At 58.1% G+C, this 14,179-nt stretch carries 9 protein-coding genes; 5 read left to right on the top strand and 4 right to left on the bottom strand.

Features of this window, described 5'->3' with window-relative positions; genetic code table 11:
• Positions 1 to 201: 201 nt before the first annotated feature.
• From NKH93_RS06825 to NKH93_RS06805, 5 genes are all read left to right on the top strand, one after another.
• Positions 202 to 912, top strand: a complete 711-nt coding sequence (locus NKH93_RS06825; RefSeq protein ID WP_352472466.1) for a helix-turn-helix transcriptional regulator — start codon at positions 202 to 204, stop codon at positions 910 to 912.
• A gap of 279 nt (positions 913 to 1,191) precedes the next feature.
• On the top strand, positions 1,192 to 2,295 hold the full coding sequence (locus tag NKH93_RS06820; protein WP_352683283.1) for an NAD-dependent epimerase: 1,104 nt from the start codon (positions 1,192 to 1,194) through the stop codon (positions 2,293 to 2,295).
• Between the two features lie 460 nt (positions 2,296 to 2,755).
• Positions 2,756 to 4,006 carry an oligosaccharide flippase family protein gene (locus tag NKH93_RS06815; RefSeq protein WP_352472465.1) on the top strand — a complete coding sequence of 417 codons (1,251 nt, stop codon included), beginning with the start codon at positions 2,756 to 2,758 and terminating at the stop codon, positions 4,004 to 4,006.
• On the top strand, positions 4,003 to 5,052 hold the full coding sequence (locus NKH93_RS06810) for a glycosyltransferase family 2 protein (RefSeq protein ID WP_352472464.1): 1,050 nt from the start codon (positions 4,003 to 4,005) through the stop codon (positions 5,050 to 5,052). Before NKH93_RS06815 ends, NKH93_RS06810 begins: the two co-directional genes overlap by 4 nt.
• A gap of 99 nt (positions 5,053 to 5,151) precedes the next feature.
• Positions 5,152 to 6,201: a class I SAM-dependent methyltransferase gene (locus NKH93_RS06805; RefSeq protein ID WP_352472463.1), complete on the top strand. Its 1,050-nt coding sequence runs from the start codon at positions 5,152 to 5,154 to the stop codon at positions 6,199 to 6,201.
• A 295-nt stretch (positions 6,202 to 6,496) separates the two neighbouring features.
• On the opposite strand, the gene NKH93_RS06800 is transcribed toward NKH93_RS06805, so the two are convergent.
• Genes NKH93_RS06800 through NKH93_RS06785 form a run of 4 tightly spaced genes read right to left on the bottom strand, consistent with a single transcriptional unit; the run spans position 6,497 to position 13,187 of the window.
• The gene (locus tag NKH93_RS06800; RefSeq protein ID WP_352472462.1) at positions 6,497 to 8,713 is read right to left on the bottom strand and encodes a GumC family protein; all 2,217 of its coding nucleotides are present in this window, start codon (positions 8,711 to 8,713) and stop codon (positions 6,497 to 6,499) included.
• Between the two features lies 1 nt (position 8,714).
• Entirely contained in the window at positions 8,715 to 10,709 is a 1,995-nt protein-coding gene (asnB, locus tag NKH93_RS06795; protein WP_352472461.1) for an asparagine synthase (glutamine-hydrolyzing), read from the bottom strand.
• Positions 10,710 to 10,713: 4 nt separating this feature from the next.
• Positions 10,714 to 11,970 carry an O-antigen ligase family protein gene (locus tag NKH93_RS06790; protein WP_352472460.1) on the bottom strand — a complete coding sequence of 419 codons (1,257 nt, stop codon included), beginning with the start codon at positions 11,968 to 11,970 and terminating at the stop codon, positions 10,714 to 10,716.
• On the bottom strand, positions 11,967 to 13,187 hold the full coding sequence (locus tag NKH93_RS06785) for a glycosyltransferase (RefSeq protein ID WP_352472459.1): 1,221 nt from the start codon (positions 13,185 to 13,187) through the stop codon (positions 11,967 to 11,969). The genes NKH93_RS06790 and NKH93_RS06785 overlap by 4 nt, the downstream gene beginning before the upstream one ends.
• Positions 13,188 to 14,179 lie beyond the last annotated feature (992 nt).

Below are 14,179 nucleotides of genomic sequence, written 5' to 3'. Positions count from 1 at the left end.
GCTATCATAGCGCGCATTTTATCGGACGCAGCGGGGCCTAAGAGCTGCCTTAGAACTGTCGGATCATATTAAGTTTTCAAGGTGATGATGAACGTATTATCCGTCAGCGCATAGAAGACTATAATCCAGCTACACATAGAAGACTACATGAATCCCGAATACTTATTTCGGGCGTGTGAAACTTTGGGTTAGGGGTAGAAAATGAATCTGATCGATAGACAGGTCGATGCTTCTTCGAACAATCGGTATATTGTTACGAGGACCAAGTATGATTTTGAAGCGCGGAATACGCGGCCCTCTTCTGGTCACCTTCCCGATCGCGCATCGGATCCATTGGGCGCAAGGTTCGGCGAACCAAAAGGCCGCAGTCTGGAATCCATAACCGGCGTGCTTGATCGCATTGGCTGTGGCTATCTCGTGTTGAATCGCGAAAGAAAAGTAGTCGAGTGGAACGCAGCCGCCCAAACCACGCTTGAGCGCCAGGGCGAAGCGGCCGACACGGCGAGCGGACTTACGGCCGCCCTAAGGCGGCTGATCGCGAATGTTCCGGGCCAATTCCTGCCGGGCTCATTGTCTTGGGTGGTGATCCGCAGCAGGGGCGACCGACCGGTGATACTGAACGAGAACGGCGTTATAGCTCCCGACGGAACGAGCATTGTGGCGCTGCTGGATCGCGACAACAGGTCGGGGCCAAATCCTCGGACGCTGCAAAGAATGTTTGGCTTGACGAGCGCAGAAACGCACCTCGCCTTGCGCTTGGCCCAGGGCGACGCACCTTTGGAGATCGCTCGCAGCTGGCGTCTCAGCCGCACCACGATCCGTTCCCAGCTTGCCTCGCTGTTCGCCAAGACCGAAACAAAACGCCAGGCGGAACTGGTGGCCCTTCTTGGGCGTATTTCGGTCCTGCCGTAAGGGCCGCGCAGTTGTTGGGGTCTAGTTGGCGGCATCCACATGCGACGGGGCTTGGTCGACCGGTGCTGGAGGCCGTTCCAACCAGCTTGGCAGGTCACGTTGCGCAGCGCATGGCCGGCGCCTGCTCACCTGTGCCGAACGCCGACGCCCCGGCACATAACATCCCGGCACAATTGGCCGGGATCTCGGAATAGGCAATTCGACACTGTCGAGTGACGTCGAAGGGGCAAAAAATTGGATCATGATTTAAACGGTGGTTCCGTTCTTTCTGCGGAAAATATGGAAACCGCCCGATCCCGGTCAGACCGCGCCGTGAAGGAACTCGCCCCGATAGGACCGATCGTCGTCACCGGTGCTGCAGGCTTCATTGGTTTTCACGTCGCCTTGCGGCTTTTGCGTCTGGGTGTCGAAGTCATCGGCGTCGACAATTTCACCCCCTACTACGATCCACGACTCAAGGAAGCGCGGTTTGCACGTCTCTGTGCCGAGCCGGGCTTCACTTCGATGCGAATTGATCTGGCGGATGCCGCCCGCGTTCAGTTGCTGTTTTCAGAATTTCGCCCCTCACACTTTGTCCATCTCGCGGCTCAGGCCGGCGTGCGTCATTCACTTGCTGACCCGCATTGCTATGTGCAATCGAACATAGTGGCGTTTCTCAACGTCCTTGAGGGCTGCCGGCATTTCGGCGTTAGTCATCTCGTCTACGCTTCGTCGAGCTCCGTCTACGGCTCAAATCGAACCACACCGTTTTCTGAGCATCACGGCGCAGACCATCCTGTCAGTCTGTACGCCGCAACCAAGCGTTCAAACGAATTCATGGCGCATTCATACAGTCATTTATTCTGCTTGCCCGTGACCGGACTGCGCTTCTTCACCGTTTATGGCCCCTGGGGCAGGCCCGACATGGCAGTCTACATGTTCACGCGTTTGATTATCGAGGGGAAACCAATCGAAGTAGCCAATGCCGGCCGCGTGTGGCGAGACTTCACCTATATCGACGACGTCGCTGAGGGGGTGGTTCGAGCACTCGCTGCACCGCCGCGACCCGACCCGGGTTGGGATTTTCTTACCGCAGATCCCGCCACAAGTTCTGCACCGTACCGCGTCTATAATATTGGCAACGACCGGCCGGAGGAGATTAACCGGCTGATTTCGCTCATCGAGACCGCCCTTGGCTGCCGGGCGATTCGCGTGGAAGTGCCTCTACCACCGGGCGACGTTCTGGAGACTCGCGCCGACGTGAGTGATCTTCGTAACGCTGTCGGCTTCGCCCCGGCGACAACGCTCGAGGACGGAGTGCAACGCTTTGTCGAATGGTACCGGGACTTTCATGGAACGAACATCGCAGCCAGCACACAGCAACAAACGTTAATGCATGTGTAAGCCCACCGTGTAATCCGCGCCTTGTCGGAGCGACGAATCCACGCGTCGGCCATCCTTGTCGCGGCTGCTGGTCTGGTCAAAAGATCCAGTTGGTACCGCATAACGTGACGACGACATTCCCGAGCATCGATGCCCGCGCGATCCCCGCAGAAATCAGTTCATCGCGGGCAAGTCCAACGAGCGGTCTCAATTTCAGAGCTGCAGTTGTGCCCCGCCCGGAGCACAAAGAATTCGCTACATCGCCGCTCCGCCGAACGATGTCATTCAGATGGATGATGGTGACGTTCAGGCCCCATCGTAAGCTCCGGTCAACCGCATTTTGCCTCCTCGGAATCGCGAGCTCATGTCCCAAAGCTACTTTCTGAGATCCAGGACGGTTCCTACGGTCGAGAAAATAATCACCCGTGTTCCTCCAAGCCCGATCGGCAGTATTCTGCGCGCGGCAGGAGGCGTTTCGGCCATGGCGATTGCCGGTCAGTTGACTCTCGTCGCCGCTATTCCCGTTTTGGCCCGGCTCTATTCCCCGGCAGATTTCGGGATCTTCACGATTTATCTTTCGATCGTAAACATCCTCGGCGCGATCGCAGCACTGCGTTTCGAGGCCTCTCTCTATGGTGTCAAGGACAATGCGCGGGCGTATGTGACTGTTAAGCTCATTCTCCTGGCTGTGTCGGTGACGAGTGTCCTCGCCTTTGCGGCAGGACTGCTGTGGGCGAGCATCGCTCCAGCGCGGGTCGGCCACCTCGCCTGGCTCGTTCCACTTGGGATGGCGGGCGCAGGTCTCGTCGAAGCCATGAACTGCTGGAGCCTGCGCGCAGGCCTGCTACGAGACTTCGCCCTCGGCCGGCTGATCTTGCCGGCGACCATGGCCCTGCTGCAATTGATTTTTGGGCTCGCCCATTTCGGAGGTGAGTCGATGGTACATGCCCATATCCTGAGCCAATTCATTTTTATCGGACTCCTCGGCTCTCGGATTCTGAGCTGGAAGGACTTACACGGCGTCGCCCGAGCGCCGTGGCGTACCGTCTTTGCCGTCGCCAGGCGAGAATACAAGTTTCCGTTATTTGACATTCCCTCAGCTCTCGCGAGTTTCGCCATTATCAATCTTCCCGCAATACTTGTTGGTTCGCTGTTTGGCGCCGCTTTTGCGGGTTACCTGGGAGTGGCAGCGCGGCTGGTGACTGCGCCGGTCACGCTGATCGCCACCCCGCTCAGCAATGTTTTTGTCTCCGAGGCGAACAAAAACAGTGATCGCAGACATCTGCTCGGCACCGCACGCGGCCTCTTGATGCTTTCAGCCTGCCTCACTGCATTGCCAATATTGGCGCTTGGCCTGGCTGCGCCATATATTGTCGTCCCCCTGCTGGGCCCGCCCTGGGTTCCCGCCGCAGACATTATGACCGCGCTGGCGTTCATGGGGGCTGCGCAGGCGTTGGCGACGCCGCTTCAAGATGTCCCAGCTCTCCTGCGCCGGCAGGAGCTACGGCTTCTCGTCGACGGCGCGCGGACGGCGCTGGTGTTTGGTCCGCTTCTTGCCGGTGCTGAGGCAGGTTGGGAACCACTCAAGGTCATTTATCTGATGGCGGCCGGCGGCGGCGTCGGGTTTGCACTGAAAACGGCGGCCTCTCTGTATATTTTGAGCCATGCCATTAAACCAGCGGGAGCTGCCATACCAAAACAAGGTCATCATCTCGAGGGAAAAGCACCATGAAACAATCGCAGCTTGATCAGCTCCAAACGACCGCTGTGGTTGACCAACATCATCGCGCTGATGCTTCGCGACTGCGCCCTTTCATTTCAGTTGCAATCCCAACCTTTCGCCGACCGGACACGATCCGCCGGGCAATGGATAGCATTCTGAGTCAGAATTTTTCCAGTTGGGAGTTGGTCGTCAGCGACGACGAGGGCCGGGACGGACCGACCTGGGCAATCGTGGCCGAGTATGCGCGGACCGAGCCTCGCATCCGAATTGTCGAAAACTGCCGGGGCCGCGGTCAGGTAGAGAATACCAACAATGCCATGCTCGCTTGCGCCGGAAAATGGATCAAGCTGCTCCATGACGATGACTGGCTCGCCCCGGGCGCACTCAAGACCTTTGCCGAGGTTTCCACCAAGCATCCCTCAGCTGCATTCATGACCTGTGCAGCCAATATAATTGAGGACGATCGGATGAAATTCCGATTGCCACCGCAGGGGCGGCAACGAATTTCCGTCTACTCAAGCCAGCAATGCCTGACGGACCTCTATCTGGTCCGCACGACGCGGAGCCTTGGGATCATCCCATCGACGCTTTTGATCAACCGCGACGTCATTCACGCGGGTTGCCTGATGCGCGCCCATAATTCAATCCCAGCTGGAGTCGACCAGCTGTTCTTTGTCGATCTGGCCTGCCACGGAGACATGGTCGCGATAAACGATGGCTTGATCTTCTACGACGCGACGAACCACCCGAGCATCACTACAACCAAGAGTTTCGATGAGGTCGATCAGGTAACGCTTGCCGTCAAAGAGCTTAACTGGAACCTCATCGAGGATCGTAAACATCTTCCCTGCCCTGAGACTCTGTTACGGGCGCTGCGGGTTGCTCGTCTTCCCAGCAGATTCCACCAGCAACCCTGGCGGGCGACGATCCGAGATGCGATGCAAATTCTTCGCCCGTCAGTTATGAAAATAGCGAGCCAGCACATTCTTACTTACGTGTTCGCGATCCGCCCGAGACTGGGTCGATTGCGTAGCCTGAGACGATTTAGCTTCTGAGCATGGCGGCATCGTCGAGCGCGACGGCGGGCGGGCTGGGGCGCATCATATACCGTCGAAGGCGGCTTTCCTTCGGTCTGGCCTTTAGGGGTAAGCGAGATGACCATTTGTCCGGCGTGTGCCAGTGTATCAACCGCGAAATTGTTCGAAGTGACAGCAGATGAGGCCTCTCGACATTTCATCAATCCGCGTCAGGACCCCGACCGCTCTCGAAAATTAACAAGCCACCTGTCGGATCTCTGGGGCAGCAACACATGCGATATCCGCAAATGCGCAGATTGCGGATTCGGTTTTGCAGATCCCTTCGTCGCTGGCGGCGTTGAATTTTATAACTTAGCCTGGGCGTACCCTTCCTATCCGACCATGAAATGGGAATATTCAAGGACTATCGAAGAGCTCGCGGGCCTGAAGACTGGCGGAAAAACTGCCCTCGAAGTGGGGTCTGGGTTCGGATATTTTCTCGATCGCATCAAGAATAAATTCTTCCATGTTTCCGACATCTCTGCGGTCGACTACAACGAAACGGCGAGGTCTGTACTGGCGTCGAAAGGCTTTAAGACCTATTCAGGCGATTTTCGGATGGACAGCTTCGATTCTATGAAAGAGTCCTTCGACTTTATTTTCATGTTTCAAGTCTTCGAGCATATGGACCAAGTGGACGACGTTTTTGCTCGATTGAAATATCTTCTGAAGGCGCAAGGATCTGCCTTTATCGCCGTGCCAAATGAAAACAGAACTTACTACATGGAGTCCCATGGCTCGCTCATAGACATGCCACCAAACCACATCGGCCGATGGACGAAAGAAGCCTTCGATGCCATATGTCAGCGGCACGGCTTGCAATTGAGCAAGTGCGAGCGGGAGCCGTTCAATCTCGCCAAATTCCTGAAACAAGACATCGTCCACAGCTTTTTCCGAAAGGGAGAGAAACCAGGTAGCGTGAGTGAGTTCGTGCGCGCCCTGCCGCGAAGCAAAGCGCAACGGATTGCGCAAGGTTTGACTGCCCTTGCGATTTCACCATCGCGGTTGCCGGCATGGGCATACGCGGTCAGGAATGCATCGACGATGGGGGGGAGCGCACTCTGGGCAAAGATCGACAAAGTCTCGTCACCTGCGCTACGGATTCATCGCCAAGCCAAGCAGCGATGAGCGGGTCCGCGTGAAGGGTGATTTCGACACCACTAGGCGCGCGGTGAACGCCAAGCAGACGAAGGACGGCGTCAGGCGCGTTGCCTCAGATGGGGTCCGGAATTCATGAATGCCCGTCCGGCGGCTCCTGGCCGTAGGTTCCGTTGTGACACTTCGGACCCACGCTCCGGATGGATCTCTCCGCGACAACCCCAGCTACTGCCGGATGGCCCGCGCCCAGCAGCCGATCGGCGCAGCGCCTAGCGCGGTGATTTTCAACCAAGCGGGAAGTGCGCAACAACAAGAGCCGCGCTCGTCATGTCCTCTCCAGCAAGAGGTCAGCGCTGTCCCCGAACCGGTAACCAGCGTGCTTCCTGAGATTAACCTTCGTGAGAACGCTTGCGACGGGGACCGAAGCTGGTGCATCGCCCGCAAGCAGGTCCAGAACGCCTCGCGCGATGCTGCGTCGCGTTTTCGCCCAGCGAACGGCGAAAAGAACCACGTCACCCCAGCCTGTCAGGAGCCTGGCCTCTGGTCCCTCAAGCCCCAGCGGTCCATTTATGATGACGACCCGATAGATCGAGTGCAGTTCATCTTTGAAAGGGGAGCCGTCGACACTGGACAGCAAGGGCAGCAGATCCTCCGACGGTGCGAGCGCCATGAAGTCGATCCCGATCGCCGACATTCCTGCTATCGCATCGTGCAGTGCACAACGGTCACTCACATAGTCTCCGAAAAAATTGTGCGGCTTACGTGCGCTGAATTCCTTCACAAACTCGCCCGTAAGGCGGTGGTCCGTGCGGTCCAGATCAATGAAGAGTACTCGCCCTCCAAGTCTGGTGGCCGCCAAGGCCATGCTCCATGCGAGCTCGGTCTTGCCATCATCCTCACCGCAGGATGTTATCAAGATTATGTTCGAGTAATCCCTTGCCTGTTGGGGCGCCGCGGCGACAAGCAGGGACGTCACGGCGCGGCTGTATCTGCACCCCTGCTGGCCTGAAACCAGCTGCTGCAGTCGCTTCGCGTGCGTTGTGGGAGCCTGGGGTATTAGCCCGAGGCACGGAACCTTGAGCGCTGCTTCAGCTTCGGCCTCTCCGCGCAAAGTGCGATCGAAGCGTTGGCGGACAAGTATGAAAATCCCTCCAATCAGGCCAAACACGACCATGCCAGGCGGAATAAGAAAAATTGGCGAAAGAGTCGTTGGATTGGTAGGGGGCCACGCCGCTGAGAGAAGCCTGACTCCGGGGGATGGACTTGCAATACGCCGCATCAAGTCCTGTTGCCGGGTCAAAAGGTCGTTGTAGCGCTGCGTCAGGATGCTGACCTGCGGCTCGAGAGCACGCAGTCCGGAAAGCCGGCCGGCTGTATCGGCCACAACCGCATCTAGGACATCCTTACGCTTTTGCAGCGCCGCAATCTGGGAGCGATAGATGTTTGCCTCAGCAGCGACGCGGGCGATTTCTTGTTCGATCTCACGATCGATCGCATTTGTGACATTCTCATCTGCCGTGCCGTTGGCCTGGCCTGCCAAGAGATCGGCCAGCAAGGGTGATCCGATGGCTTCGGCTACCGAGGCAACGGGCGCGCCCCCCTTTCGCAAGTCCTGAATGTGTTGGAGTCGGGATTCCGTTGCGGAGAGGTCCGCTTTCGACAAGGAAATTTGCTGAGTGAGTTCGGCTGTCTCCTTGGCAGCATTGTCCGCCGCACCTTGATCGACCGCGCCATGGCTCAACCGATATCTCTCCAGACGATCGGTCGCTTCTGCCAGACTGCTTTGTATAGTCGGCAGCCCGGAGACTATCGAGTCGAGTTCCAGCCTGTCCGACGCTTGGCTTTTCCTTGCCAGATCGCCAATATACACTTCGACGAACGTGTTGGCGATCAGAGCGGCTCGCGCCGGATCGTGATCGGTGAAGCCGACACTGATAACTCTCGATCGCAGCTCCTGGCCGATCCTCATACCTTCACGCAGCACCTTGAGTTCAGCCGCATCTGGCGCCGCCGGCGTGCTTCGCGGCCAAATTTTGGCCAGCAAATCGGCTGGAACCGAGCGCAAATTCAGCGGCTCGACGCCAACAGGCTTCGGAGGATGGTTTCCGGTTCGAGCACCAGCCTGTTTAGCACCATTGGCAGCATCCGTTTTGCGCAGCGCTGCCACTACGCTTCGCAGGTGGCTTTGCGATGAGAGCATGGTGATATGGTCGTCAATGCTGGAATCCAGCTGATCCTGAGCAGAGATCAAGCCGCCGGCAGGGGCTGCTCTACTAGGTGCGTCGACGATTACCTGCGTGGTGGCCTCGTATAGGGCAGGCCGTGCAAGCCCTCCAAGCGCGGCCAAGACACCGCCTGCGACGACCATGGCCAGGAGGAACCACTTTTTTCTTGAGAGGGTAACGAGGAGCTGATGGAGCGGGGTTTGCGTGTCCATCTGCTCACGTAACGGCCGTTTCATGCGCGGAGTGATTTCGCGCGCAGGCAAGTGCATTTCGGTAACGTGCGGAAGGTGGATGCGGCTAACTATGGACCCTTCCATCTTAATCTCCTGTAAGTTCGGGCACGCGAGAACCCGTTGCTGGCGGCGATGGCCGCCTTGCCTCGTTGTGCCAGGCCTGGAACATCAAAGCCGGCCACAATTCGCGAGAATGGTCGTGCCTGCCATCGACGTGACCGCGCCAGCACGCATCCACCTTCGCAAGGTCGAAAATTCCGTCTCCGGAGATGCGCATATCGGCGACAAGATCGTTTGCCCAACTGAGCAGCGGGCCCCTCAGCCAGACTGCTATAGGAACATCGAAACCTTGCTTTGGCCGCTCGATCAGTCGCTGCGGAACGTACCGGCGCAACAGCTGACGAAGGATCCACTTACCTTTGCCATTACGAACCTTGGTATTCGTCGGCAGGCGCCAGGCGAATTCGACAACCCGATGATCGAGTAGCGGGCACCGCCCCTCGAGGCTGTTGGCCATGCTGGCGCGGTCCAGCTTCACCAATATATCGCCGGGCAGGTAGCCGTCCATATCGTCATACAAAAGACGGGACAGCAGCCCATCAAGCCGGTGCTCGACGTGGATTGATGAGGGGGGCTGGTGCAGGCTGAGGTTCTCGGTCGACGATCTCGTCAGTCGCCGAAACAACTCGTCCTCATCGGCTGCAGCGAGTAGCTGAGCGAGGCGATCCAGCCGGTCGCCCCGCAGCGCATGCCGTGCACCCTCCGAAAGCGGCAGCTTCCCGACGAGATCGTGACGGGCTGCACGGGCCAGTAACCCAGTGCCTGCCGCGAGCGCCCGACGCAGTGCCGACGGCAGAGTATGCTGTCGTCGCAGGCGGGCAGCCATGAAGTGGCGGGCGTAGCCGGCGAAGCATTCGTCGCCACCGTCACCCGACAGAGCCACCGTAACGTGCCGGCGGGCGAGCCGCGCCACCAGCAGAGTTGGTATCTGCGATTCGTCAGCGAAAGGCTCGTCCCAGATCTGCGGCAATTCTGGAATGACTTCGCGCGCTACGGCAGCCGAAAGGTGGAGTTCGGTATGGTCGGTGCCCAGATGCCGCGCGACTTCCGCCGCGTGGGGAGCCTCATCGAACCCGCCCTCTCCGAAAGCGATCGTGAACGTGCGCACCGGCTTGTCCGATTGAGCCTGCATCAGGGCTACAACCGTCGAGCTGTCTATTCCGCCCGACAGGAAGGCCCCGAGCGGAACGTCAGCGATCATGCGCTCCCGAACGGCAAGTCGAAGCAGGCCATCCAGTTCAGTGGTAAGTTCTTCGTCACTGCCGACGACCTGCTCCGCCCGCCCTTTGGCGGCGGTTTCGGCTAGCGACCACCAGTATCGAATACGATGCGCTAGCGAGGCGGCACTTCGCGACGCGGCGAAGTCAGCGGCCGTCACCGACAGGACCGAACCCGGCGGTAATTTGAACACGCCTCGCCAGATGCAGCTGTCATCCGGTACCCATCCGTTCGAAAGCATCGCCGCGGCCGCATTGATATCGAGCTCCTGACAAAAACCTGGAAAACGGGTGATCGCCTTCAACTCAGAGGCAAAAACAAGCGCATCACGTGTTGAGGCGACATAAAGCGGCTTTTTGCCCATTCGGTCGCGGGCGAGATGGAGCGTCCTCGTCTTCAGATCCCATAGTCCTAGCGCGAACATTCCGGCGAAGCGTGTGAGTGCTTTTTCGAGGCCCCAATTCTCAATGGCGGCAAGCATGACCTCGGTATCGCTGGTGCCCCTGAAATGACTACCTGTACTTTCCAGCTCGCAGCGCAGATCGCGGAAATTGTATATTTCGCCGTTAAACGTAATGACGTATCTGCCGCTTTCGGAATGCATTGGCTGGCAGCCCGCCTCCGACAGATCAACAATGGCCAAACGCCTGTGACCGAAGGCAAGCCCGGCTTCGCTGTGTATCCAGAATGCCTCGCCATCCGGTCCGCGGTGACGAAGCGCGGCCGTCATTTGCTCTATTGCCTTGAGCGGCTTCGTGTCGGCTGAATCGGGGGCAAGAAGAATTCCGGCAATACCACACATGCCATTAACCCGGATTGTTGGAGATTGCAGAAACTGCTTTCGGAGCACCGGCGACAAGGCAGATGGTCAGCGCAAACCACACGATCGGGTGACGGATGATCAGGTGCGGCATTCCGAAAATAGCGATTGACACCACGAGCGCTAACAGCGCGTCGAGCTTCGCACGCCATACCGACACGATGGCGGCGCTGACGATCCAGACCAGCGCCAGAACCGCAATAAGTCCACCTTGAGTGTACAGGTCGAGGATCGTGTTGTGAGCCTCGAAGGGTCGTTCCAGAAATTGCGATTCGAACACTGATGGGCGCTCGAGATGCGGACCTGGACCAAGGCCCAACGACCCGGATTCCGCGCCCTTCTCTATTGCTTCGTCCCAGAGATGCACGCGGAGTGCGGCGGTTTCGGCAGTGGCCTCGCCGCCCTTGTCCTTGGTCAGGCCCTTGGCGAAGTTTTCGAGGACGCTCGCCTCCGTCACGGCGTAGGGGGTTATCGCGATCGCCAACGGAAGGATACCGACGAGCAACAGGAGGACGGCTTGCCGTGAAAAGCTGCCCCTGTTGCCACCGGTCTTGAGCCATGTCCTGATCCGCAGCCCGAGGAACGTCAGGCAGGTCAGGATACTGGTATACAAATAGGTATCGCTCTTTGTCAGCCTCCCGACATAGAAGGTTAGGAACAAGCTGGCGATCCCAAGAAACCTGCCCCATCGATTGCTGGTGGTGGTCGCAAGATGCAAGGCTAGCGGGCCAAAGATTGCGCAGTAGAGCGCGAGCTGATTTGGATTGTGCGACCAGCCGCGAAAGCGGTCCCAGTACCAGGGATCGACGCCAGCTCGGGGGATCCAGCCCCAGCCCTGTCCCAGCTGAATGGCAAGGGCCATATTCGCGATACCCACGACCCACCAGCCAGTACGACGGAGATGGCGGTCGGCGTCGGGTTCTGCAGCGGCAAGGCAGGTGACGCTGACCAACAGCAGGTAGGCCATCGTATCGTGCATCAGGCCCGTCAGGTATAGAACTGTGGTCAGATAGCCGACAACGGTGCCGACCCCCAGAGCCAGCGCCATGATCGTCCAGTAACTTGCAAGGAGTGTCAGCGCCGGCCTGGTCTCCAGGCGACCGCCGGCAAGGACGCGCGCGATCGACAGCATGATCCAAAGCACGAGGAACAGTTCGCCAATCCCCAAGGGCGACCCGGGAATGTCGAGTTGCTCCGCATAGGTCGTTGCGAGCCCGCAGGCCAGGATCGCGTCCCGGATCATCGGCGCACATCCAATCTACCGCTGACAGCATCGTCTCTAATTAAGACCGGATACGCCGGTCGGGCGAGGCCACCGTGGGATTTGGCGCCAAGGATATTTTCGTACAGATCGCAATACTGAGCGACCACCCGCGGCAGCGCGAACTGCTCACGGACGAGTTCGACAGAACGACCGCCCATGATTTTTCCGTGACTGCGGTCGGACAGGATGTCGACTATTCGAGATGCAAGGCCATCGGCGTCGTAGGGTTGGACTAGGTAGCCGTTCCATCCATCCTCGACCACCTCATTGCAGCCGGGCATCTTTGAGGCGACCATGGGCAATCCCGCCAGCCCTGCCTCGAGCAGGACGCGCGGGATTCCTTCTCGATATTGTGTGGGGAAGGCGAACACGTCGGCCATGCCAAGAAGGGCTGGAACATCGCGTCGTGGGCCTAGCGCGATGATATGAGGAGCGTGTCTATCGATTTCCGACTTGTCGAATGCAAATGGACCTTCGGACTCCCAAGGGCCGACAAGCACGAAACGCGCATTAGGCCTTTTAGAAAGGACGCGGGGGACTGCTTGGAGCAGCGTCGGGATGCCCTTCTGGCGGGTTAGCCGGCCCACAAAAATTACGATCTCTGCTGACTGGAGCCCGAGTTCCTGGCGCATTTTCGCCGCCGGCGGAGCAAGATGCCTCGCCATAGCGAACGCATCGACATCGATGCCAGAACTGCGGATCACTCTTCCGCTGCCAGGTTCAATCAATCGAAAGCGCTTGAAGAAAGCCTCATCGTCCCGATTCTGAAATACCGTCGCTGCCGTCCAGAAGGAGGCAAGCCATTGTAGTCCGCAAAAAATTGGACGTAAGGCCAGAGCACGCGGTTCCAACGATGAGAATGTCCAGCCCAGGCCGTTGATCGTGCGCACGACCGGGACCGTTCCGCGCACCGAAATGGGTGTCAGCAGGTTAGGCTTGGTATCGAAGCTTTGGACGATGTCAGGCCGAAGTTCCGCAAGCAATTTCCGAATCGCTCTTACAGCGGTCCACTCGCCAGTGCCGCTGGCAAATCGGTCGAAACCGTAGCGGCGATGCGGAATGCCATGCCGCAAAAACGCAGCCTCATCGCCGGTTGAAACTGCCGTGACCCGGAAGCCGCTTTCGCGCAGCGACATTAGGAACGGAATTCTCAGGGCGTGATCTTCGCCTCCCACACAAACGAGATGCGGATTCATCCCGAAGCTCCCGTCCGTGCGCCGTGTTCCGGTCGCGTGAAGTAACTGCCTTTCGCATCTGCTTTCATGGTTTTGCTTCGTTACTTCTGTGCGCGTGAAAGGATACGGTAGGAGGAGGCTTGCATACTGTCCTCGTCTGTTTGAATGAGGCAAACTGCATGGGGATCACGGCCTTACGGGTATCGCGAACCGCCTCGACGGCATCTGGTGGTGCATAGGAACGGGTACGGTGATGAATTGCGCCTCGAACTCTAGGGGTTCGGCCAAGCCGGACTTGCAACTGATAAGGCAACCGAAGAAAGCGCTTCCGACAGTCGTGCGTTGTACGGCTGCTCTACGCTGGGCGCGTCGGATTCCTAAGCTCCCGGTCCGGGTTCGCGCCTCAGCTTGTCCCGCTTGTGCTACCAGGCATGATAGTCGACCCCTCAGCCACAACTCCTGGCGCAACCTGCCTCCTTGCGACCAGCGGATAAGCCGATTCGGACCGTTCCGACGCCGGCGACCTGATCTGCCGACCGATTTCACGCGACGAACGCGCGGACACCTACGAATTATCCACAACTAATTGGTTGCGGGATTGAGACTGTGGAGGGGTCTGGCTCTTAGGTGAACGTCTGTCTGATCTCTCAATGCGCGGGTGAACAGTTAGATAGAAACATAATTTACAAGTTTATTTCAGCGATCTGCAAGATACGCTCTAGATATTTAACTATCTGTCTTTCAATCTAACCAGATGGGCTGGATAAAACACGGCCCTTTTGATGGGATCATATTCTTGTTACTTATTTATTATGTCCATGGAAGTTACTCCTTCCGTGCAGCATTCCTATTGGCGATCAACCATTCTATCAGAGCCTGCAGGTATGTGATTTGGCGCTAATATACACCCTCTAGTAGGCAGACATCCGCGGGGCGCTATCGAATCAAAATGAGGGATTATGGATGGCAACTCTGCACTATGCATCGGGTGGTTCTGCCACCGAAATCGCAAC

This window comes from Mesorhizobium sp. M0954 (assembly GCF_040319155.1).
In the GTDB taxonomy this organism is placed as follows: domain Bacteria; phylum Pseudomonadota; class Alphaproteobacteria; order Rhizobiales; family Rhizobiaceae; genus Mesorhizobium.
This window is presented reverse-complemented; position numbering and strand designations above follow the sequence as displayed.